The organism is Streptomyces sp. NPDC005266, assembly GCF_040607655.1.
Taxonomy (GTDB): Bacteria; Actinomycetota; Actinomycetes; order Streptomycetales; family Streptomycetaceae; genus Streptomyces.
In genome coordinates this window covers 352,204-374,135 of record NZ_JBEXHC010000003.1, presented here as the reverse complement: position 1 = coordinate 374,135, position 21,932 = coordinate 352,204, and the positions used below count along the sequence as shown (strand labels likewise).

The following is a 21,932-nucleotide window of genomic DNA, read 5'->3' as shown; positions in this document are numbered from 1 at the left end:
CTCGGCGTCCTCGGCGTCCTCGGCGTCCTCGGCGTCCTCGGCGTCCTCGGCGTCCTCGGCGTCCTCGGCGTCCTCGGCGTCCTCGGCGTCCTCGGCGTCCTCGGCCTCTCCGGCCTCTCCGGCCTCTCCGGCCTCTCCGGCCTCTCCGGCCTCCCCGGCCGCCGCGGACGGGGCGGACGGGGCCTCGCCGTCGCCGGTGCGGCCCGCCATGTCGCCGCCGGACGAGGTCTGATCCGTGGCTCCGGCCTTGCGGTCCGGGTCGCCGTTCGGCGGTACCCACCGTCCCGGCAAGGGATCGCGGTCGCCTGACCGAGCGTCGGCGATCGGCTGCTCGTACGACGTGGCCGTGCGGGGTGGCTCGCCGCTGCCGTCCCTGCCGTCCCTGCCGTATGCGGAGGCCGGCCGTCCCGGGTGGTCGTCGGCCACGGTGCCGGGCTCGTGCTGGTGCGTGGCAGCCGCCTTGGATGCCGCGCCCGGTCCGGAGGCGGACGGTCCGGGGTCGTCGCCGGGGAGCGCCCCGGTGTCAGGCGCGCCGAACGAGGCACTGGGCGGGACCGCGCGGCCGGGCTCGACGGCGTGGTGTGCGGCAGCCGACGGTGGCGACGCGCCGGCGCCGGGCCCGTCGTCGGACGACGACGGCCGCCCCCTGCGCGCCCTCGCCCCGCGCTCGGCGCTCGCGCGGCGTCTGGCCGCGTCGGCAAGGATCCAGCGGCGGTGGAGGGCGATCAGTTCATCCGGGGTGGCTCCGCACAGCCGGGCGAAGCGCTCCACCGGTCCGTAGTCGGCCGGTACCGCGTCCCCGTTGCAGTAGCGGTGCAGCGTGGACGTGCTGACATGCAGTCGCGTGGCCAGCGAGCCGTAGCTGCGGCCCGAGCGGTCCTTCAGCCCGCGCAGCGCCTCCGCGAAGCGCTCGGCCTCTTCGGATCTCCCCACGGGACCACCCCCTATTCTTCCCCGGCACCGCGATATCGTCCCGCGAGCTTCCCGCGAGCGCGTTCCAGGGTGTTGTCATACCCCCAAGTCAGCGTACGTGCAGGCGTTCCAGCGTCCCGGATGCCACGCTTGCCGTAGCGGACGCGGTCCGGCGGCGCACACGCTGGGGACCTGCCGACGCGGCCTCACCGGTGCGACGGCACCCGTTCGCAGACCCAGTGAAGAGACGAGGACACACCTCATGCGCATGCTCCAGCACTCACTCCGCGCCGCCGGCCTCGGCGTCGTGGCCGCGGCCGTCGCCGTGGCCGTGGCCGGGAGCGGTCCGGCCCAGGCGGCGGTCCAGAGCACGCCCGCCCATCTGGTGCCGAAGGAGCTGCCCCCGCATCCGGCGTCGGACTGGTACGCCGGTGATGCCACCAAGGGCCTGCCCGAGAACGTGCCGTTCTGCGTCGAGAACACCCTGCCGAGCGCAGGAGCGACGCACCGCGACTTCTGGACCGAGTACGACACGAACGCGAGCCAGATCGTGATCAGGACCGGCACGGTGGAGGCCGCCCGCAAGCTCGCCGCGGCGGCCGAGACCAAGATCCGGAACTGCGCCGCCGACTGGCAGCACGACTTCCCGCAGGGCACCGCCTCGTGGCGGGACTACGGCGCGCTCGCGGCCGAGGACGGCGCCCATGTCTACGGGGTCCACACCACGTACCCGGACGCGGAGCCGGGCATCCACCTCTACGGGGTGGGACGCGACGGGCGGACCGTGACCGTCGTCCAGTGGGGCGAGATGGGCGGCTACGACCAGGCTCCGGTGGCCGACTTCAAGCGGACCACCACCACGGCTGTGGTCAAGCTCTACCAGCCGTAACGACGGCTGTAACGACGGCCGTAAGGCCGGCCGTCACGCCGGCCGTCACGGCACAGGCATCGGCACAGACATCGGCACAGGGCCGCGCCCGGGAGCGGCGGATACGCACACGCACGCGGGGGGTGCGTATCCGTCCCGCCCCGGGCGTGGCCCTGTGCCGTAGAGATCCCCCATGGCCGTTAGGGTCGGGAGGGCCGCCCACCGGACACCCGACCGCCGGAGGATCCCGTGCCGCACGGTCCGCTCTCCCTCGCCGCCTCGCTCTACCTGCTCACCTACGACCCCCGGACCGGCAAGCCCACCGGCGCCCACACCGGCTATCTCGTACGGGCCGCGGCCCTCACCGAACTCGTCCAGCGCGGGATGCTCACCGACGCGGACGGCAGGCCCTGTCCGGTCCCCGACGCCGGCACCGGGGACCCGGCCCTGGACGGGCTGCTGGAACTGATCGGCGAGTCCCGTCCCCGCACCTGGCAGACCTGGGTCGGACATCAGCCGCGGTTGACCGAGCACGCGGTCCGCGACCAGATGGTGGCGGCCGGGTATCTGCGCTCGTCGGGACGGCGCGTCCTGGGGCTGTTCCCGGCCAGGGAGTACACGCTGGAGCGGGCCGACGCGGTGGCCGGAATGCGGGACGAGGTCGTGGGCGTCCTGCACGGCGGGCAGCCCGTGGCCGAGGTGCCCGAACGGGAGGCGGCACTGGTAGCCCTCGCGGCGGCGGGCGAGCTGCGCACCGTGGTGACGGCCACGGACGCCAAGGTGCGCAAGGACCGGATCATCGAACTGGGGGAGCGCTGCCAGGGCGTGGGGTCGGCGTTGGAGAAGGTGATCGCCCAGGTGCGGACGGCGCTCGCCGCCGCCGTCACCACGGCGATGCTGGCGGCGACAACGTCCGCGATCAACAACTGACAGGCACAGGGCGGCCCGCGGGCCGGACCCGCGCGGCTAAGGGGCGTCGTTCAGCAGCGACGTCAGACCGTTGTCCAGGTCGAGCTCTCCGCTCTCGCTGCCCTCGGCGACGATGGCGTACGAGCGGCCGAGGAATCTCAGGAGGTCGCCGGTGGCGAACTGGACCATGGCCATGCCCTCCGGGGCGTAGAACTCCAGCACCGTGCGGTGCGGCCCGCACGGCCACATCTGCACATCGCCCCTGCCCGCGGGCCCCCGCAGCCCGGCCGCGAGCAGCTCACGCCCGAACGTCCACTCCACCGCGGAGCCGTCGAGCGACGCCGCGGGCGGGAAGGAGATCCGGACGGCGAAGGGGTCGTCACGTTCGTAGCGCAGGCAAGCCGGGATGGCGCGTGCCTCGGGCGTCGACGCGATGAGATGGGCCTGGACGGCTTGATCGATGACAGTGGTCAACGCCGACTCCCTTGCGATCGTGGCGGCTTGCATGCCTCTTACGACCGTTAAGACGTACGGGTGAGGAGGGCAGTGCACCCACGGCACACGTGACGTACATCACGACCGAGTTTTCGAGGGGACATACGGCATTTAGGCTTGCGAAATCCATGCAAGGTCTCGGCGCCGTGCGGAGCTGTTACAAAACTCCGGACCGCGACGAGATACCCACCCCAGGGGTTGTTCCACCATGACCGAAGGTTTCGCGGCGCCGGACGCGGCCGCCTGCACCCGAATCTACGAAGCCGAATACCCGCGCCTTGTCGGATATGCCCGAACCCTCACCGGTAATCCCTGGACGGCGGGGGATCTCGCTGCCGAGGCGTACTACCGCGTCTGGCGGCGACTGCGCGCGGGCGATGAGGTGGGCGCCGATGCCATCCCGGCCCAGCTGACGAGCGCCGTGCGCGGGCTCTCCGCCGTGGCGGCGTGCTGGGGACCGCCGCAGCGGGCGTCATATCTCGAGCCGCTGGTACGGGTCCTTGAGGAGCTGCCGCAGCGGTGGCTCACGGCGCTGTGGCTCGCGGAGGTGGACGGGCTGTTGCCGGAGGGCGTGGCGCGGCGCACGGGTGCGAGCGCGGACGACGCGGCGGCCCTGGTGGACCGGGCGCGGCAGATCGTGCGTCAGGAGTTCTTGCGCGCCCAGCCCGGCACGCCGGCGAGCGCGGCCTGCGGCGGCTGCTGGGAGCGGCTGCCCGGACATGTGCGGGGCGCGGACTCCCCGCACGAGGCCGAGCAGGTCGCGGTGCACATCGACGGCTGCGCCGACTGCCGGGACCGGATGGAGCAGCTGGTGGCGGCCGACGACCGGCTGCCCGCGCTGACCGGGCCGGCGCTGCTGGCCCTTCATGACCGGGGCACGGCCCGGTGCCTGGCGCCGCTGGCCGCCGCCGGGGTGCTCGGTGCCGCCGGCGCGGCGACCGTGGCGTTCGGCGCCGCACATGCGGCCCCCGCGGGCGGGCCGCTCCTCTCCTCGCGCCGCTCCGTGCACCACCTCATACGCGGGCAGGTGCGCCAGGCGGGGCCGGTCGCGGCCACGGTGGCCGGCGTCGGTGTGCTGGTCGTCGCCGGGGCGGCGGTCGCCGCGGGGCTGACGCTGACGGACGGCGGCCCGGCGAAGGCGGAGGCGGAGCAGCCGGCGGCGGCATCGGCGCCGATGAAGCCGTGGGGTTCCGGCGGTTCGTCCGGCTCGGCTCCGGGTTCGGGTTCGGGTTCGGGTGAGTCGTCCGCCGCGTCCGCGACGTCTTCCGCGTCCGAAGCGTCCTCGCGGCACCCGGGTGCGCCGGGAGAGGCATCGCGGAACCGGGCGTCCGGGTCGGGTACGCCCACGGGGCACTCGCCGACGGATGTGCCGTCGAGCGCCGTGTCCCCCTCGCGGTCGGGCGCGCCGTCGTCTTCCCCGTCATCGTCCAGTTCGCCCTCGTCGCGGCCGTCTTCACCCGCATCGCCCTCTTCACCCTCTTCACCCTCTTCACCCTCTTCACCCTCTTCACCGTCTTCGTCCGGGTCGGGTAAGCCCTCGCACGCTCCGACGGACGAGCCGACAGGGCAGCCGACGGACGGGGGCAGCACATCGGACGCGCAGCAGCCGCAGCCGAGCGACACGCCGGCGGATGAGCCGACCGAGAAGCCGACCGAGAAGCCGACCGACCGGGCCACGCCGAGGCCGACCGCGTCGTCCTCCGACGACCAGGACTGTGTGTCGCTGCTGGTCCGGGTCTGCGTCAGCCGTTAGGACCGGGGACCTCCACAGCCGCGGACGGCGTTCCCGCACGGGCCGGACCCATCGCAGTACGGGTCGTTACGGCTGGCCCCGCAGCCGCACAAGGTGGCGCGGGTCTCCTTGCGGGGGCCGTCCGCGGTCTCGATCAGCAGATCGCCGCGGACCAGGATCTGCCCGGAGCCGGTCCGGGCGAGCGCGGTGGGGCGGCTGGGCTGCTCCGTCTGGCCGTTGGCCATCCGGTACCGCAGCGCGCCGGACGTGCACCGTCGGACGATTTCGGCGACGGCTCGTACGACACGGTCACCTGCACCCGTGACCGCGCCTGCTGGGCAGCAGGCGAAAGGGGCCGCATAGCCCGCCTTGAGGTGACCCGGGCGGACTGAACGGCCCACCTCACCGGCGGGAGCGGCCGGGCTCGTCCCGGCCATCGGCTGCCGCCGGGGGGCGCCGAGGCGTCCGCAGTATCGGGTGCCCTCTCGATTGCCGGGGCGGGTGCCGCCTCGGGGGCGGTGAGCGACTCGCGGTGTCCGGCTGGGTGGTGGGTCGTCGGCGTGTTGCTGTTGGGTCGGGCCCGGCTTGGTGCTGGTCGTGGCAGGGGGTGCGGTCCGCTGTGCCGGTGTGCTGTGGCCACCGCCACGCGTGGGAGGCGGTTGCCGGTGCGCGTGCCGCCTCGGGGGGCGGTGAGCGACTCGCGGTGTCCGGCTGGGTGGTGGGTCGTCGGCGTGTTGCTGTCGGGTCGGGCCCGGCTTGGTGCTGGTCGTGGCAGGGGGCGCGGTCCGCTGCGCCGGCGTGCCGCGGCCACCGCCACGCGTGGGAGGCGGTTGCCGGTGCGCGTGCCGCCTCGGGGGCGGTGAGCCACTGGCCCCGCCTGGCTGGGCAGCAGTACCCACCCTGCGGACAGGTACCGCTCGGCGGGGCCGGCGGGCCGCCGTGCGGACGGGCGGCCGGGCCAAGGCGCCGCGCCGGCGGGGTCGGTCAGGCGCGCACCGCGCCTGACCGCCCCGGCGCGGCGCCCGCGCCCCCACCACCCGTCAGGACGGCCGCTGCTGGCGGTGTTCCTCCAGCGTCGGTGCCGTCCTCGTGGCGAGGAATTCCGTGACGGTGTATTCCGCCACACCCGCGACGGTGAAGGGGTCGCTGGCCACCATCTCCTCGATCTTGGTGCGGTCGTCTCCGAGGGCCAGGATGATTCCGCCGTCGCGCGGCTGCTTGGGGCCGGAGGCGAGGAAGGCGCCGGTGGCGAAGTGGGCGTCGACCCAGGCGAGGTGCTCGGGGAGGGCGGCGTCGATGCGGTCGAGGGGTGCGGTGTAGGTCAGCTCCAGTACGAACATGATCGGCAGGCTAGTAACGTGGGCCGCACCATGACCAGTGCCGTCGATCCACCGTCCGACACGCCCCGCGACTGGCCTACCACCGAGGCCGAGGCGATCGCCGTCCAGGAGCGGTTGCGGGCGTCTGTCGTGGCCGGGGGCGAGGTGCCCGAGCCGGGGGAGGGCGAGGTCGTCGGGGTGGACGTGGCGTACGACGACGACCGCGGCGTGGTCGCGGCCGCCGCCGTCGCGCTGGACGCCCGGAGTCTCGCCGTCGTGGGGGAGGCCACGGCGGTCGGCCGGGTCGCCTTCCCGTACATACCGGGTCTGCTGGCGTTCCGTGAGATCCCGGCTGTACTGGACGCGCTCGGCGCGCTGGACCGGTTCGGCCACCGCCCCGACCTGGTGATCTGTGACGGCTACGGCCTCGCTCACCCCCGCCGCTTCGGGCTGGCCAGCCATCTGGGGGTGCTCACCGGACTGCCCACCATCGGCGTGGCCAAGAACCCCTTCACCTTCCGCCATGACACGCCCGGCCCGCGCCGTGGCGACTGGTCGCCGCTGCTCGACGGGGACGAGGAGGTCGGCCGCGCCCTGCGGACCCAGGACGGGGTGAAGCCGGTGTTCGTCTCGGTCGGTCACCGGGTGGGCATCGCGGACGCCTGTGCGTACACGCTCCACCTGGCCCGCGACTACCGGCAGCCCGAGACGACACGGCGAGCCGACGCGCTGTGCCGCCGGGCTCTCGCGGATACGCGTCCCTGAGCGCGGCCGCCGTCAGATCCGCCGCGTCTCGGCCACGAAGCAGCCGAACTCGACCGCGCGCACATGCACCGCCGCCACTCGCGGATCCCGGTAGAGCTCGGCCAGCCCCTCCTCGATCGTCGTGTCGCCGCCGTCGAGCAGCAGTCCGCTGAGGATGCTGCCCTCGGCGGAGTACGCCCGCAGCACCCGCCGCAGGCCGCGGATGCCCTCGGGGAAGCCGGGCCCCGTCCAGCCGTCGCACTCGTCCGGGTGGATGAAGACGGGGCCCACCTCGCTGTAGGGGCCGGGGGTGGCCCCGGTCTCGTCGGCCCAGCGGCGCAGCGGGGCGTAGGAGACGAGCGCGATGGTCTCGTACGGCCGGCTCCGGCCCAGACAGCAGCGCAGCGGATTGCCGCCTTCCGCGCCTTCCGCCACCAGACGCGGGGGGTTGCCCGCGTCGTCGCCGGCCCGCAGCTGCTTGGCCACCTCGGGCGGGAGGGCCCGGATCTCGTACACGTTTTGGTCCTCGTAGCTCATGTGTTCATGCTCGTCCGCGGATGGCCCGGGCGCCGGCGGGATTCGGACGGGGCGCTGGGGCGAAACAGCCGGTGGCGAAATACTTGACAGTACGCTTGGTGCTCCGTCAGATTCGGCCCCGAACACAGGACATCCCACGTCCGTAATGCCCTGATCCGCAGAAAGCTGGGTCGCCATGAGTCTTCCGGCTCCGCTCACCGGTGTCATTCCGCCCCTGTGCACCCCGCTCACCCCGACGGGTGAGGTCGACACACGGTCCCTCACCGTCCTCGTCGAGCGGCTGATCGGCGCGGGCGTGAGTGGCCTGTTCGCACTCGGCTCCAGCGGTGAGGCCGCCTATATGGACGACCGTCGCCGCCATAAGGTGCTCACGACGGTCATCGAGGTGACGGACGGCCGGGTGCCGGTGCTCGCCGGGGTGATCGACATGACGACCGAGCGGGTCCTGAACCATGCCCGGACCGCCGCAGAGCTGGGTGCGGACGGGATCGTGGCGACCGCGCCGTTCTACACCCGCACCCACCCGGTGGAGATCGCCGACCACTTCCGGCGGCTGAGCGTCGTCGCCGGGCTGCCGCTGTTCGCGTACGACATCCCCGTCGCCGTCCACTCCAAGCTGACGCCCGCGATCGTCCTTCCGCTGGCCGTCGACGGCACGCTCGCCGGGCTCAAGGACAGCAGTGGGGACGAGGGGGCGCTGCGCCGGCTGCTCGTGGAGGTCCGCCGCCGTGGCCTGGGCGGGTCGTTCTCCGTGCTCACCGGCTCCGAACTCGCCGTGGACGGCGCGCTGCTGGCCGGTGCCCAGGGAGTCGTACCGGGCCTGGCCAATGTCGATCCGGCGGGCTTCGTCCGGCTGTACGACCACGCACGGGCCGGCCGCTGGGAGCACGCCGCGGCCGAACAGGACCGGCTGGCCGCGCTCTTCGCCATCACCGACGCCGGGGATCCGGCCCTGATGGGCGGCAGCTCCTCGGGGCTCGGCGGCTTCAAGGCCGCGCTGCATCTGCTCGGTGTCATCGACTGCCCGGCCACCGCCGCCCCCCAGGTGCCGCTGGGTGACGCGGCGGTCAAGACCGTACGTCAAATCCTCGAGGACGGGGGGCTGTTGCCGTGACCGACGCCGCCGCCGCGCCCTGGTACCGGGAGGTCTCCTCGGGCCAGTGGAAGTCGATGTTCGCCGCGTGGATCGGCTATCTGCTCGATGGTTTCGACTTCGTGTTGATCACGCTCGTGCTGACCGAGATAGCCGATGAGTTCGATCTGAGCACGGCGTCGGCGGCGAGCCTGATCTCGGGCGCGTTCATCACCCGCTGGCTCGGCGGGGCGCTGCTCGGCGCGCTGGGGGACCGCTACGGACGCAAACCGGCGATGATCGTCTCCATTCTGCTGTACTCGCTCGGCACCTTCGCGTGCGGCTTCGCCTGGAACTACATCAGCCTGTTCACGGCCCGCCTAGTGATTGGCATGGGCATGGCTGGTGAGTACAGCGCGAGCGCGACCTACGTCCTGGAGAGCTGGCCCGCGCGGCTGCGCAACCGCGCCTCCGGCTTCCTCATCTCGGGCTACGCGGGCGGCACGATCATCGCCTCCGAGCTCTACGAGTGGGTGGTCCCGCACTGGGGCTGGCGCTGGATGTTCTGGATCGGCGTGGCTCCGGTCCTGGTGGCGCTGTGGGTGCGGCGTGCGCTCCCGGAGGCCGGGGACTGGGACGAGGAGGTGGCGGAGAGGGGGGCGCGGCCGAACCCCTTCCGGCCGCTGTTCGCCGGGCGCCGCCGAGCCTGTGCCAACATCGCGCTGGCCGTGACCGCGAGCGCCGCGCTGTTCTGCGTCTTCACCCCGCTGGGGGAGGGGCTGCGCTGGCCGTTGTCGCTGCTGGCGGCGGGGTGCCTGTTCGCCTTTGCGGCACAGTTGGGCGGGCGGCGCCGCTGGCCGCTGTATGTGGCGCTGACGTGCACCGTCTTCTGCGCGTTCCTCTACAGCTGGCCGATCCAGGCGCTGCTGCCGACCTATCTGAAGACGGAGCTGGGGTATGCGCCGGGCGAGGTCACGGATGCGATGTTCTATGCCGGATTCGGGACCATGTTCGGCTGCTGGCTCGCGGGCTTCGCGGGCGACTGGCTCGGCACCCGGCGCGCCTACGCCTGCACCCTGCTCGCCTCGCTGGCCTTCGTCTTCCCGGTCTTCGCGGTGCGGGACAGCCTGGTCGGGCTGGGAGTGCTGCTGTTCTTCCTGCTCGCGCTGAGTCAGGGGATCTCCGGCATCCTGCCCAAGTACATCGCGGGCCACTTCCCGATCGGGAGCCGGGCCGCCTCGCTCGGCTTCGTCTACAACACCGGGGCGCTCGGCGGCGCGGTGGCACCGGTGCTCGGCGCGAATCTGGCAGCCGCCGGTCAGGGCATGTCACTCGGACGGGCGCTGGCGGTGCTCACCTTCGGGCTGACGCTGGTGGTGATCGTGCTGGTCGGCGCCGATGTGCCGCGCCGGCTGGGCCGGCTGACCGACCCGGAGGCGAACGAGGACCATCTCGTGCCCGGACGGCCGTTGTCAGTGGCGGAGGCTAGCGTGGAGAAGGCCAGTTAGAGGTACGACCCCCGGAGGAGCCGATGGCCGCGTTGAAGGACCCACTGCGCGTACGGGGCGCGGTGCGCGATTTCGCGCTCGGGCTGCCCGGCGCCTATGAGGACTTCCCCTGGGGCGAGAGCGTGGTCAAGGTCAATAAGAAGATCTTCGTCTTCCTGGGCGAGGGTGGCGGAGAGGGCGAGGGCGGCCGACCGCCCGGTGTCACCGTCAAGCTGAGGGACGAGAAGGCGCACGAGCATGCGATGTCCGCCCCCGGCGCGGCGCCCGCCGGGTACGGGCTGGGCCGGGCGGGCTGGGTGTCCATACCGCTCGGCGAGGGTGCGCCCGGGGCCGACCTGCTGTGTGACTGGGTCGAGGAGAGCTACCGGGCCATCGCCCCCAAGAAGCTGATCGCGGAGCTCGACGCGGGCTGACGGCGCCACACCCGGCCCCCCTCGTGGCTCCGGCGGGCAAATACCTGCCGGGCCAGGGGTTTTCGCTGTCCACAGACCCGCCGGGGGGCTTGTGCAATACCGGGGCCATTCTTAGCATCAGCGGTGTTACAGCAGTAGTGTCACAAGGTTGGGGACGGGATGGCGGCGACGACGGACGGGGCGGCACAGGACGGGACGGCGGTGGCCGGCCCGCTGGCCGGGGTGCGGGTGGTGGAGCTCGCCGGGATCGGGCCGGGGCCGTTCGCCGCCATGGTCCTGGCCGACCTCGGTGCCGATGTCGTCCGTGTCGACCGGCCCGGCGGCACCGGAGGACTGCGGATCGAGCCGGACTACGACCTCGCGAACCGCAACAAGCGCTCGGTGCTGCTCGATCTGAAGTCCGAGCGCGGCGTGGCCGCCGTCCTCGACCTCGTCGAGCGTGCCGACATCCTGATCGAGGGCTACCGCCCGGGGGTCGCCGAGCGCCTCGGCGTCGGCCCGGACGCATGCCTGGCCCGTAACCCGAAGCTCGTCTACGGCCGGATGACCGGCTGGGGCCAGCAGGGCCCGCTCGCCGAGTCCGCCGGGCACGACATCGGCTATATCGCCGTCACCGGCGCCCTCGGCATGATCGGCGCGTCCGGCGGCCCGCCCGTCGCCCCCGCCAACCTCCTCGGGGACTACGCGGGCGGCTCGCTCTATCTCGTCATCGGCGTCCTCGCCGCCCTCCAGCACACCCGCGCGGGCGGACCCGGGCAGGTCGTGGACGCCGCGATCGTCGACGGCACCGCGCATCTGACCGCCGTCATCCACGGCATGATGGCGGCGGGGGGCTGGCAGGACCGGCGCGGCGCCAATCTCCTCGACGGCGGCTGCCCCTTCTACGGCACCTATGAGACCGCCGACGGCGGCTATATGGCGGTCGGCGCGCTGGAGCGCAAGTTCTACGAGGAGTTCATCGGGCTCCTCGGGATCGCCGACCAGGCCCCGGCCCGGGACGACTTCGACAGCTGGGGCGCCCTGAGCGCCGCCATCGCCGCCCGCTTCAAGCAGCGCACCCGCGAGGAGTGGACGGCCGTGTTCGCCGGTTCCGACGCCTGTGTCGCGCCCGTACTGTCGCTGCGTGAGGCCCCGGCCCATCCGCATCTTGCCGCCCGCTCCACCTTCGTGGACCATGACGGGGTCACCCAGCCCGCGCCCGCCCCGCGCTTCTCCGCGACCCCGGGCGAGGTGCGCCGCCCGCCCGCCCGGCCCGGTGCGGGCGCCGCCGAGGTGGCCCGCGAATGGGGCGTCTCCCTCCCCGAGGAGGGTCCTTCATGACACTCCCACCGCCCGCTGCCGGCCGACTGAGCCCTCCCTCCCCGACCTCACCCCTGGAAAGGCCGCACCCGTGAGCACCGAAGCGTACGTATACGACGCCATCCGCACCCCGCGCGGGCGCGGCAAGGCCGACGGCGCCCTGCACGGCACCAAGCCCGTCGATCTCGTCGTCGGCCTCATCCACGAGATCCGGCGGCGGTTTCCCGAGCTGGATCCCGCGGCGATCGACGATGTCGTGCTCGGCGTCGTCAGCCCGCTCGGCGACCAGGGCTCCGACATCGCCAAGGTGGCGGCCATCGCGGCCGGTCTTCCGGACACGGTCGCGGGCGTCCAGGAGAACCGCTTCTGTGCCTCGGGTCTGGAGGCCGTCAATCTGGCGGCGGCCAAGGTCCGTTCCGGCTGGGAGGACCTGGTGCTCGCGGGCGGTGTCGAATCGATGTCGCGCGTGAAGATGGGCTCCGACGGCGGAGCCTGGTTCGCGGACCCGATGACCAACTACGAGACCGGTTTCGTACCGCAGGGCATCGGCGCCGACCTCATCGCCACCATCGGCGGCTACAGCCGCCATGACGTCGACACCTTCGCCGCGCTCTCGCAGGAGCGGGCGGCGCGCGCCTGGAAGGACGGCCTCTTCGACCGCTCCGTGGTCCCGGTCCGCGACCGCAGCGGGCTGACCGTCCTCGACCGCGACGAGCACATCCGCCCCGGCACCACCCCCGAGACGCTGGCGGGCCTCAAGCCCTCGTTCGCGTCCATCGGCGAGGCGGGCGGCTTCGACGCGGTGGCGCTGCAGAAGTACCACTGGATCGAGGAGATCGACCATGTCCACCACGCGGGCAACTCGTCCGGCATGGTGGACGGCGCGGCCCTCGTCGCCATCGGCAACCGCGAGGCCGGTGAGCGCTTCGGGCTGACGCCGCGCGCGCGTATCCTCTCCGCCGCCGTCTCCGGCGCCGACCCCACCATCATGCTCACCGGCCCGGCCCCCGCCTCCCGCAAGGCGCTCGCCAAGGCCGGGCTGACCATCGAGGACATCGACCTGGTCGAGATCAACGAGGCGTTCGCGGCGGTGGTGCTGCGCTTCGTGGAGGACATGGGGCTGAGCCTGGACAAGGTCAACGTCAACGGTGGCGCGATCGCGATGGGCCATCCGCTGGGCGCGACCGGCGCGATGATCCTCGGCACGCTGATCGACGAGCTGGAGCGGCGCGAGCAGCGGTACGGCCTGGTGACGCTGTGCGTGGGAGGTGGGATGGGCATCGCGACGGTGGTCGAGCGGCTCTGAACCACGGCCCGACGACCCTCCTGACCCGCTTCCGCTTCCCATCCCCCTGGAGACCGTGAGATGACCAACTCCGCCACCGCCTCGACCATCCGCTGGGAGCAGGGTGAGGACGGCATCGTCACCCTCGTCCTCGACGATCCCGATCAGTCCGCCAACACCATGAACGCGGCATTCATCGCCTCCCTCGACGCCATCGCCGACCGCGCCGAAGCCGAGGCGGAGTCGATCCGCGGCATCATCATCACCTCCGCGAAGAAGACCTTCTTCGCGGGCGGCGACCTCAAGGACATGATCAAGATCGGTCCCGAGGAGGCCCAGCAGATCTTCGATCTGAACCTCCGTATCAAGCGCGGGCTGCGCCGGATCGAGACCCTCGGCAAGCCCGTCGTCGCCGCGGTCAACGGCGCGGCGCTCGGCGGCGGCTTCGAGATCGCCCTCGCCTGCCACCGCCGGATCGCCCTGGACGCCCCCGGCTCGCGGATCGGCTTTCCCGAGGTCACCTTGGGGCTGCTGCCGGGCAGCGGCGGTGTCGTCCGGAGCGTACGGCTGCTCGGCGTCACCGACGCCCTCCTCAAGGTGCTGCTCCAGGGGACGCGGTACAGCCCCCGGCGCGCCCTGGAGGCGGGGTTGGTCCACGAGGTCGTGGACACCCCGGAGGAGATGCTGACCAGTGCGCGTGCGTTCATCGATGCCCACCCCGAGTCGCGGCAGCCGTGGGACGAGAAGGGCTACCGGATCCCGGGCGGCACCCCGGCGAACCCGAAGTTCGCCGTCAATCTCCCCGCCTTCCCCGCCAATCTGCGCAAGCAGCTGAACGGCGCGCCCTACCCGGCGCCGCGCAATATCCTCGCCGCCGCCGTCGAGGGGTCCCAGGTCGATTTCGAGACGGCGCAGACCATCGAGGCCCGGTACTTCACCGAGCTGGTCATCGGCCAGACCGCCAAGAACATGATCCAGGCGTTCTTCTTCGATCTGCAGGCGGTCAACTCCGGTGCCAATCGGCCCCGGGGCATCGAGCCCCGTCAGGTCCGCAAGGTCGCGGTGCTGGGCGCCGGGATGATGGGCGCGGGCATCGCGTACTCGTGCGCCAAGGCGGGCATCGAGGTCGTCCTCAAGGACGTGACCGCGGAAGCCGCCGCCAAGGGCAAGGCCTACTCCGAGGGGCTGCTGGCCAAGGCGCTCGCCAAGGGCCGTACCACTGAGGCGAAGCGGGACGCGCTGCTGGCCCGGATCACCCCGACCGCCGATCCGCGCGACCTCGAGGGCTGTGACGCCGTCATCGAGGCGGTCTTCGAGGACCCGGACCTCAAGCACAAGGTCTTCCAGGAGATCGAGCCCCTCGTCGCACCGGACGCGCTGCTGTGCTCCAACACCTCCACCCTCCCCATCACCGCGCTCGCGGAGGGAGTGCAGCGCGCCGACGACTTCATCGGACTGCACTTCTTCTCGCCCGTCGACAAGATGCCGCTGGTCGAGATCATCAAGGGCGAGCGCACCGGCGACAAGGCGCTGGCCCGCGCCTTCGACCTGGTACGGCAGATCAACAAGACCCCGATCGTGGTCAATGACTCGCGCGGCTTCTTCACCTCGCGCGTCATCGGCCACTTCATCAACGAAGGCGTGGCCATGGTGGGGGAGGGCATCGACCCCGCCTCCGTCGAACAGGCCGCGGCCCAGGCCGGCTACCCGGCCAAGGTGCTGTCCCTGATGGACGAGTTGACCCTCACCCTCCCCCGCAAGATCCGCGAGGAGACCCGGCGGGCGACCGAGGAGGCGGGCGGCCAGTGGCAGCCGCACCCGGCCGACGCGGTCATCGACCGTATGGTCGAGGAGTTCGGGCGGCCCGGCCGCGGCGGCGGCGGCGGCTTCTACGACTACGAGGAGACCACCGGCAAGCGCACCAAGCTGTGGCCGGGGCTGCGCGAGCACTTCGGCGCCGGCACCCGCATCCCGTTCGAGGACATGCGGGAGCGGATGCTGTTCTGCGAGGCCATCGACACGGTGCGGCTGCTGGAGGAGGGGGTGCTGACCTCCGTCGCCGACGCCAACATCGGCTCGATCCTCGGCATCGGTTTCCCCGGCTGGACGGGCGGGGTGCTGCAGTACATCAACGGATACGAGGGCGGCGTGGCCGGGTTCGTGGCGCGGGCCCGCCAGTTGGAGTCGGCCTACGGGGAACGGTTCGCTCCGCCCGCCCTGCTGCTGGAGAAGGCGGAGCGAGGTGAGCGGTTCACGGACTAAGCGGATGCGGTGAAGTTCGCCGCTGATCCCTCGCCGTTCGGCCTGGCCGAGGGCTTGGACGCCGAGAAGGATCAGCACTTGACTTCGCCGTAACCGCTTAGCCCCGGCCGCTGACGGACCGGACCGGACCGGTCCGGCCCGTCAGCGGGGGCTGAGGCGGCGGTCGAGCTGCCTGCCCACCCCGGGGCACAGCTCACGGGTCGTGTCCAGGAAGACCGTCAGAACGGGGAGCGGTCCTGGGCGCGGAAGGACAGCACCAGCTCCGGCAGTTCGGCGCGCGGGCTCACCTCGCACACCCAGGTGCCCGGCCGCGCGGCGACCCGCAGACAGGCCGGGCCGAGCCCCACCCCCACCCCGCACGCCGCCAGCCCGATGATGGTGTGCACATCCCGGGCCTTCGGTGCCCCCGCCGCCCGCCCCGAGGAGCTCGTCGCCGCCCTGTCGGAGGGCCTGGCAGGGGCCTGACGAGGGCCTGACGAGGGCCTGAGGGGAGTCGGGTCAGTCGAGGTCCTGGCCGTACCAGGCCCGTAGCTCCTGCTTCATCGACCGCTGGAAGGCGATCACCAGCGCCTGCACCACCAGCGGCTGCATATGGGCTGACAGTGACTTCTTCGCCTTGACCCGCTCGGCCCCGGCCCCGGACTCATGGTCGCGCTCCGGCCCCCACACCTCGTCGCGGAACAACCGGCTCAACTCCCGCGCCGCGGAGCGGGTGTGCTCCAGCACGACCCGGTTGGCCTCGAGTATCGTCTCCAGCTCGATCGGCACATCGAGCAGCCGCAGCCCCAAATGGAGCACCCGGGGGTCGATACGGAAGGCGTCCGGGTCATCGGTGCGCTCCAGCGCGTCCAGGGCCGCCAGCCGGTCGATGTCCTCCTCGGTCAGCTCGCGCCCGGCCCGCCGGTCCAGTTGCTCGCGGCTCGCCGCCCGCGGTGCGTCGGGCCCCCAGGAGGCGACCAGGGCGCGGTGGATCGCGAGGTCGTCCGGGCTCAGATCCTCCGGCAGCTGGTCCAGATAGCGCTCGATGGCGGAGAGCGTCATGCCGTGGTGCTGAAGCTGTTCGATCAGCGCGAGCCGGGAGAGGTGCTCGGCGCCGTAGTGGCCGACGCGGCGCGGGCCGATCACGGGCGGCGGCAGCAGACCGCGGGTGCCGTAGAAGCGGAGCGTACGAACGGTCACCCCGGCCCGGGCCGCCAGCTCGTCGATGGTAAGAGTCGGTTCCTCGGTGTCGGGGTTGGTCATCGGCCGCGCCTCGCTCTCCGGTGTGGTGCTGCTGCCAACAGGTTCATCAGTATTGCTGTCTCATCAGCGCTGTGAAACCTTCCGTCCGTACCTACGGCAGCCGGGTGGGCATCTTGTGCCGCCGCCCGTACGGCGCTTGAGCAGGAAGGTGCGACAACGGGAGCGGCACCGGGCGACGGGGAGCGGGATGCGCCGGGAAGGCGGCCACCTGGCCTCGGGCTCGCAGGCCGACGCCGCGGTGGACGCGGCGGGGGTGCGGAACATGCCGCGGCAAGTCGGCAGGCGCGCCACCCTGCCCGGCCTCAGCGGCCGGATCTCCTTCGACGAGCGGGCCCCAAGGTCGCATACTGGAATACGTACGGAGCAGTCGTAAAGGGCGGGCTCCGCGGCCCGCAGATCGGATGAGCGTTCACAGCCCCCGCCCCAGCCCCGTGGGCCACGAGCCGCCACCCGCCGGCGGCATCCTGTGGTCCATCGCGGGGGAGCTGCGCAGTGTGCTCGCTCTCCCGGCCGCCCTGGCCATGCAGGTGGCGCATCCGGCCGTCGGCGCGGGCGTGGACCAGTACTCCGTCTTCCACACCGACCCCTGGGGACGTGGCGAGCGCTCGCTGCGGTCCGTGCAGCTGTGGGTGTACGGCGGGGACCGGGCCGCGGCGGAGGGCCGCCGGCTGCGGGAGCTCCACGAGGGCATCCGCGGGATCGACGCCCATGGCCGCCCTTACCGCGCGCTCGACCCGCCCGTCTACGCCTGGGTGCACGCCACCGGCTTCCCGGTCTACCGCCATGCGCAGCGCTATCTGGGCCGGCGGCCCTTCACCCGGGCCGAGGAGCGGCAGCTGTACGCGGAGTGGCTGCGGGTCGGCCGGGTGCTGGGCATCGACGACCGGGACATGCCGCAGTCGGTCGAGGAGTTCTGGCCGTACTACCAGCGGGTGCTGCGCGAGGAACTGGAGCAGACGGCCGTCGTGCGCGAGCTCGCCGCGGCCGACCGTTCCGTGCCGCCGCCCGACCACGGCCCGCCCTTCGTACGGCGGGCGCTGCGCGTCATCTGGCCGGTACTCCTGCCGTCGTTCGCCCGCTTCCGTGCCTTTGTGACCGTCGGGCTCATGCCGGCGGACGCGCGTGCGGCGATCGGGCTGAGGTGGAGTGCGGGGCAGGAGCGGAGGCTGTGCCTGTTCGGCTGGTGCGTACGGGCCCTGGTACCGCTGCTGCCCGAGCGGCTGCGCTACCTCCCCCTCGCGCGTCAGGCGCGCCATCGCGCCCGCGCCGACCACGGGTCGGGCCGGGAGCCCGGCTGACCCACCCCTGACACATCGCTCACGCCGGTCGTGCCCGGCGTGGCCGGGTGTACTTGTCCCGCCGGGTGGACGGCTCGGCCCTGCATCGACACATGGCTGTGTGCGTAATGCCAAGTGGCGTGGCGCCACTTGGTGCCATGATGGCTCGACGTGGCGCCATCCATGTGCCATCATGGCGTCATGGACCTCACGCCGTATGTCGACCATCTCCGGCACGAGCTCGCGGTCGCCGCGGACGCGGGCGGAGACGAAGCCCGCGCCCTGGCCGAGCGGCTCACCACCCCCCTGGAGTCGGCCACCCGGCTCACCTTGCTGAACGCGCTGTCCGCCGCCATGGACGAGGTCACCCGTGACCTGGCACCGGGCTCGGTCGACGTACGGCTGCGGGGGCTCGACCCCGAGTTCGTGGTGACGCCACCGCTGCCCCAGGTGTCCTACGAGGAAGCGGCGGAGCCCGAGAGCGCGCCGACCGGCGCGCGGGCGCCCATACCGCCCGCTCCCTCGGACGGCGACGAGGGCGGTACGGCACGGATCAACTTCCGGCTCCCCGCCCACCTCAAGACCCGGGTCGAGGACGCCGCCGGGCAGGAAGGCCTCTCGGTCAACGCCTGGCTGGTACGGGCCGTCGCCGCCGCACTGGAACCGGGCGACCGCGGTCGCCCGCCCGGCCGCGCCCGCCCCCGGGGCCAGCAGAGCTACAAGGGTTGGGTCCGCTAGCCCGCACAGCGCACCACTTCTTATCCCACCCGCGCCACCAGCGGGAACGCGCATCACAGCCATGAGGACGGGACAGCCATGCCCAATTTCGACACCCCAGAACAGCTCTCCGTCACCCTTGAAATCGAGGTGGGCGCCGCCCGGATCATCGCGAGCAAGCGCACGGACACGGTCGTCGAGGTGCTGCCGCGCGACGGCGCCGAGGAGGCCGACGTCCGGGCGGCGGAGCAGACCAATGTCACCTGCTCCGGCGGGAGGCTGCTGGTCAGGGGGCCGAAGAAGCGCTCCTTGTTCGGTAAGAGCGGCTCGCTCGACGTGACCATCGAGCTGCCGGCCGGATCGGACATCCTGGCGATCTCGGGGCTGGCGGACTTCTCCTGTGAGGGCCCTCTCGGGGAATGCCGGCTCAAGACATCGGTCGGCGACCTCCAGGTGGACGAGGCAGCGGCCGTGCACTTGAAGACCGCCCACGGTGACATCCGCGTCAACCGGGTGGCGGGGGACGCCGAGATCACCGGAGCGGGCCGGGTCGCCATCGAGTCGATAGCGGGCGCGGCGATTGTCAAGAACGGCAACGGCGAGACCGTGATCGGCGAGATCACCGGCGATCTGCGGGCGAACTCCTCCAACGGCCGGATCTCCGTCGGGGTCGCGCACGCCGGAGTCGACGCCAAGTCCGCCAACGGCCCCATCAGCATCGGCGAGGTGGTGCGCGGCCAGGTGGTGCTCCAGGCCGCCTCGGGCGATCTCGAAGTCGGCATCCGGGAGTCCACCGCCGCCTGGCTCGACGTCCACACCCGTCTCGGTGCCGTGCACAACTCCCTCGGCCCGTCGGAGGCCCCCGGAGCCTCCGACGAGACCGTGGAGATCCGCGCCCGCACCGGGATCGGCGACATCGTGATCCGCCGCTCCTGACCCGGCCATCCCCGCCACGGAAGAGATATGACCACCATGACCGCGACCTCCACGGCCGCCCTTCCGGCGGCCATCACAGCCACCGGGTTAACCAAGTCCTACGGCGACAAGCTGGTGCTCGACGGCATCGATCTGCACATCCCCGAAGGCACCGTCTTCGCTCTGCTCGGACCCAACGGCGCGGGGCAAGACCACCACCGTCCAGATCCTCTCCACGCTCATCCCGGCCGGCGGCGGCAGGGCGCGGATCGCGGGCCACGATGCGGTCCGCCATCCCGATGCCGTACGCGCAGCGATCGGCGTCACCGGCCAGTTCGCGGCGGTCGACAATCTGCTGACCGCCGAGGAAAACCTGCTCCTCATGGCGGATCTGCACCATCTGGACCGCCGTCAAGGGCGACGGCGCGCCGCCGAACTGCTGCGCCGCTTCGATCTGGCCGAGGCGGCGGCCAAGCCCGCCGCCACCTTCTCGGGCGGCATGCGGCGCAAACTCGACCTGGGCGCTCACCTGGATGTCGGCGGCGATCGGCCTGGTCGCCAAGACCCCCGAGTCCGCCGGCAACATCCCCCTGCCGATCCAGTTCCTCCCCTTCATGGGCAGCGCCGTCGTCCCCACGGACTCCATGCCGACCGGGCTGCGCTGGTTCGCCGAGTACCAGCCGTTCACCCCCATCATCGAGACACTGCGGGGCCTGCTGATGGGCACGCCGATCGGCAACAGCGCGATCACCGCGCTCGTCTGGTGCGTGGTCCTCACCGTGGTCCGCTACCTCTGGGCGCGGGCGGCCTTCAATCGTGACGCGGCGCGCTAGGAGGCATGGCGGAGCCTCCGCCGGAGTCCTGGGCGGACCCGGCGGGGGCCCGGCGGGCTTAGCGGGCGTGCGTGCTGTGCGTCGCCTGGATCCGCTTCCACGACTTGGGCTGGGCGGGAGCCTTGCCCACCGCTGCCGTCCGTGCCTCGGCCGCCGTCGGCTTGGACGGCTGGAACAGCCAGGTCTCGAAGAGAGCGCCCAGCGGCTTCCCCGACACCTTCTCCGCGTAGTTCACGAAATCGCGCACCGCGGCGTTCCCGTACCGGTGCTCGGCCGTCCACCCCTTCAGGATCGTGAAGAAGTCCTTGTCGCCGATGCGGTTCCGCAGCGCCTGCAAGGCCAGCGCCCCGCGGTCGTACACCGCGTCATGGAACTGGTTCTCCGCCCCGGGATCCCCCGGCTTCACCGTCCAGAACGGATCGTCCGCCGGGTAGGAGGCATAGGTGTAGTCGGCCAGCTCCTGCGCCGTGCCCTCGCCCTCCTTCTCCGACCACAGCCACTGCGCATAGCTCGCGAAGCCCTCGTTGAGCCAGATGTCGCGCCAGTCCTTCACCGAGACGCTGTCGCCGAACCACTGATGGGCCAGCTCATGGACGATCAGCGAGGTGTTGGCGCCCTTGGCGAATCCCTTCGGGCTGTAGAACGGCCGGGTCTGCGTCTCCAGCGCGTATCCGGTGGGCACGTTCGGCACATAGCCGCCCAGCGCGTCGAAGGGGTAGGGCCCGAACACCGTGGATTCCCAGTCGGCGATCTCCGCCGACCGCTCCACACTGGCCCGCGCCGCGCCCTCATTGGCCCCGAGGTCCTTGCTGTACGCGTTGATCACGGGCAGACCATTGGCGGTCGTGTCGGTCGTGATGTCGAACTTACCGACCGCGAGGGTGGCCAGATATGGCGCCTGTGGCTTGCTGGAGCGCCAGTTGTAGCGGGTCCAGCCCAGCTTGGAACCGGTCGACTGCAGTGTGCCGTTGCTGATCGCCTGCGTTCCGTCCGGCACCGCGACCGAGACGTCATAGGTGGCCTTGTCGAGCGGATGGTCATTGCTCGGGAACCACCACCACGCCGACTCCGGCTCATTGGCGGCGATCCCGCCGTCCGGAGTGCGCAGCCAGGAGGTGAAGCCGCTCGCCACCACCTTGGAGGGCGTACCGCGGTAGCGCACGACCACGGTGAAGGACTTGCCCGAGTCCAGCGGCGCGGCGGGGGTGATCTCCAGCTCATGGTCGCCGGTCGCCGTGAATCCCGCCTTCTTCCCGCCCACCAGCACCTCGCTCACATCCAGCGCGAAGTCGAGGTTGAAGCGGGACAGATCCTGCTTGGCGGTGGCCACGATCGTGGCCGTGCCCTCCAGCCCATCGGTCTTCGGCTGGTACTTCAGCCGCAGGTCGTAGTGGGAGACGTCGTACCCGCCGTTGCCGTAGGAGGGGTAGTAGGAGTCTCCGATGCCGGGGGCGCCCGGCGTGGCGTCGGCTGCCGAGGCCGGGATCGCCAGCAGCAGGCAGGCCGCGGCCGCGCTCGGGACGAGGAGTCTGTGGTGACGCACGAGTCCTCCAACTCGTAGGGGAGAACGATCACTGGCGACCCTATGTACTC

20 protein-coding genes and 3 pseudogenes are annotated in these 21,932 nt (G+C 72.0%); 15 read left to right on the top strand and 8 right to left on the bottom strand.

Annotation, left to right across the window (positions count from 1 at the left end; all coding sequences use genetic code 11):
- A partial coding sequence (locus ABZU99_RS08175; protein WP_356048616.1) for a helix-turn-helix transcriptional regulator occupies positions 1–933 on the bottom strand: 933 nt, incomplete at its 3' end.
- A gap of 241 nt (positions 934–1,174) precedes the next feature.
- Here ABZU99_RS08175 and ABZU99_RS08170 point away from each other — a divergent pair.
- On the top strand, positions 1,175–1,801 hold the full coding sequence (locus tag ABZU99_RS08170) for a hypothetical protein (protein WP_355944443.1): 627 nt from the start codon (positions 1,175–1,177) through the stop codon (positions 1,799–1,801).
- Between the two features lie 228 nt (positions 1,802–2,029).
- A complete protein-coding gene (locus ABZU99_RS08165; RefSeq protein WP_355944441.1) occupies positions 2,030–2,710 on the top strand; it encodes a GPP34 family phosphoprotein in 681 nt (226 codons plus the stop codon).
- Positions 2,711–2,746: 36 nt separating this feature from the next.
- Here the strand turns inward: ABZU99_RS08165 and ABZU99_RS08160 are convergent, their stop codons facing one another.
- Complete coding sequence (locus ABZU99_RS08160; RefSeq protein ID WP_355944439.1) at positions 2,747–3,163, bottom strand: SsgA family sporulation/cell division regulator; 417 nt, start codon at positions 3,161–3,163, stop codon at positions 2,747–2,749.
- Positions 3,164–3,392: 229 nt separating this feature from the next.
- Here ABZU99_RS08160 and ABZU99_RS08155 point away from each other — a divergent pair, with 229 nt between their 5' ends.
- Positions 3,393–4,937, top strand: coding sequence for a sigma-70 family RNA polymerase sigma factor (locus ABZU99_RS08155; protein WP_355944437.1), 1,545 nt, complete (start codon positions 3,393–3,395; stop codon positions 4,935–4,937).
- Here the strand turns inward: ABZU99_RS08155 and ABZU99_RS08150 are convergent.
- Positions 4,934–5,161: a CDGSH iron-sulfur domain-containing protein gene (locus ABZU99_RS08150; protein ID WP_355944435.1), complete on the bottom strand. Its 228-nt coding sequence runs from the start codon at positions 5,159–5,161 to the stop codon at positions 4,934–4,936. The genes ABZU99_RS08155 and ABZU99_RS08150 overlap by 4 nt on opposite strands.
- A 795-nt stretch (positions 5,162–5,956) precedes the next feature.
- Positions 5,957–6,256, bottom strand: coding sequence for a YciI family protein (locus ABZU99_RS08145; protein WP_355944433.1), 300 nt, complete (start codon positions 6,254–6,256; stop codon positions 5,957–5,959).
- 30 nt (positions 6,257–6,286) lie between these two features.
- Here ABZU99_RS08145 and ABZU99_RS08140 point away from each other — a divergent pair, with 30 nt between their 5' ends.
- On the top strand, positions 6,287–7,000 hold the full coding sequence (locus ABZU99_RS08140) for an endonuclease V (protein ID WP_355944431.1): 714 nt from the start codon (positions 6,287–6,289) through the stop codon (positions 6,998–7,000).
- A 12-nt stretch (positions 7,001–7,012) separates the two neighbouring features.
- Here ABZU99_RS08140 and ABZU99_RS08135 read toward each other — a convergent pair whose 3' ends face one another.
- Entirely contained in the window at positions 7,013–7,516 is a 504-nt protein-coding gene (locus ABZU99_RS08135; RefSeq protein ID WP_355944429.1) for a DUF1203 domain-containing protein, read from the bottom strand.
- A gap of 175 nt (positions 7,517–7,691) precedes the next feature.
- Between ABZU99_RS08135 and ABZU99_RS08130 the strand changes: the two genes are divergently transcribed.
- From ABZU99_RS08130 to ABZU99_RS08105, 6 genes are all read left to right on the top strand, one after another.
- Entirely contained in the window at positions 7,692–8,630 is a 939-nt protein-coding gene (locus tag ABZU99_RS08130) for a dihydrodipicolinate synthase family protein (protein ID WP_355944427.1), read from the top strand.
- Positions 8,627–10,096, top strand: a complete 1,470-nt coding sequence (locus tag ABZU99_RS08125; protein WP_355944425.1) for a sialate:H+ symport family MFS transporter — start codon at positions 8,627–8,629, stop codon at positions 10,094–10,096. Before ABZU99_RS08130 ends, ABZU99_RS08125 begins: the two co-directional genes overlap by 4 nt.
- A gap of 23 nt (positions 10,097–10,119) precedes the next feature.
- Entirely contained in the window at positions 10,120–10,509 is a 390-nt protein-coding gene (locus ABZU99_RS08120) for an MmcQ/YjbR family DNA-binding protein (RefSeq protein WP_355944423.1), read from the top strand.
- A 159-nt stretch (positions 10,510–10,668) separates the two neighbouring features.
- On the top strand, positions 10,669–11,829 hold the full coding sequence (locus ABZU99_RS08115; RefSeq protein ID WP_355944422.1) for a CaiB/BaiF CoA-transferase family protein: 1,161 nt from the start codon (positions 10,669–10,671) through the stop codon (positions 11,827–11,829).
- Between the two features lie 70 nt (positions 11,830–11,899).
- Positions 11,900–13,114, top strand: coding sequence for an acetyl-CoA C-acetyltransferase (locus ABZU99_RS08110; protein WP_356048610.1), 1,215 nt, complete (start codon positions 11,900–11,902; stop codon positions 13,112–13,114).
- A 60-nt stretch (positions 13,115–13,174) separates the two neighbouring features.
- Positions 13,175–15,355 (top strand): 3-hydroxyacyl-CoA dehydrogenase NAD-binding domain-containing protein, encoded by a 2,181-nt coding sequence (locus tag ABZU99_RS08105; protein WP_355944420.1) that lies wholly within the window; start codon positions 13,175–13,177, stop codon positions 15,353–15,355.
- A 141-nt stretch (positions 15,356–15,496) separates the two neighbouring features.
- Here the strand turns inward: ABZU99_RS08105 and ABZU99_RS08100 are convergent.
- A pseudogene (locus ABZU99_RS08100) lies at positions 15,497–15,750 on the bottom strand (LysR family transcriptional regulator); the annotation flags it as partial.
- Between the two features lie 103 nt (positions 15,751–15,853).
- Entirely contained in the window at positions 15,854–16,597 is a 744-nt protein-coding gene (locus ABZU99_RS08095; protein WP_355944419.1) for a MerR family transcriptional regulator, read from the bottom strand.
- Between the two features lie 401 nt (positions 16,598–16,998).
- Between ABZU99_RS08095 and ABZU99_RS08090 the strand changes: the two genes are divergently transcribed.
- The 5 genes and pseudogenes from ABZU99_RS08090 to ABZU99_RS08070 form a co-directional block, all read left to right on the top strand.
- Positions 16,999–17,895, top strand: coding sequence for an oxygenase MpaB family protein (locus ABZU99_RS08090; protein WP_355944416.1), 897 nt, complete (start codon positions 16,999–17,001; stop codon positions 17,893–17,895).
- A 180-nt stretch (positions 17,896–18,075) separates the two neighbouring features.
- Positions 18,076–18,612 (top strand): hypothetical protein, encoded by a 537-nt coding sequence (locus ABZU99_RS08085; protein ID WP_355944414.1) that lies wholly within the window; start codon positions 18,076–18,078, stop codon positions 18,610–18,612.
- 78 nt (positions 18,613–18,690) lie between these two features.
- Positions 18,691–19,527, top strand: coding sequence for a DUF4097 family beta strand repeat-containing protein (locus tag ABZU99_RS08080; protein WP_355955281.1), 837 nt, complete (start codon positions 18,691–18,693; stop codon positions 19,525–19,527).
- A gap of 36 nt (positions 19,528–19,563) precedes the next feature.
- Positions 19,564–20,026, top strand: a pseudogene (locus ABZU99_RS08075) (ATP-binding cassette domain-containing protein); the annotation flags it as partial.
- Positions 20,025–20,339: pseudogene (locus ABZU99_RS08070) on the top strand (ABC transporter permease); the annotation flags it as partial. The pseudogenes ABZU99_RS08075 and ABZU99_RS08070, both read left to right, overlap by 2 nt.
- A 58-nt stretch (positions 20,340–20,397) precedes the next feature.
- Here ABZU99_RS08070 and ABZU99_RS08065 read toward each other — a convergent pair.
- Positions 20,398–21,882: a M1 family metallopeptidase gene (locus ABZU99_RS08065; protein WP_355955283.1), complete on the bottom strand. Its 1,485-nt coding sequence runs from the start codon at positions 21,880–21,882 to the stop codon at positions 20,398–20,400.
- Positions 21,883–21,932: the final 50 nt, after the last annotated feature.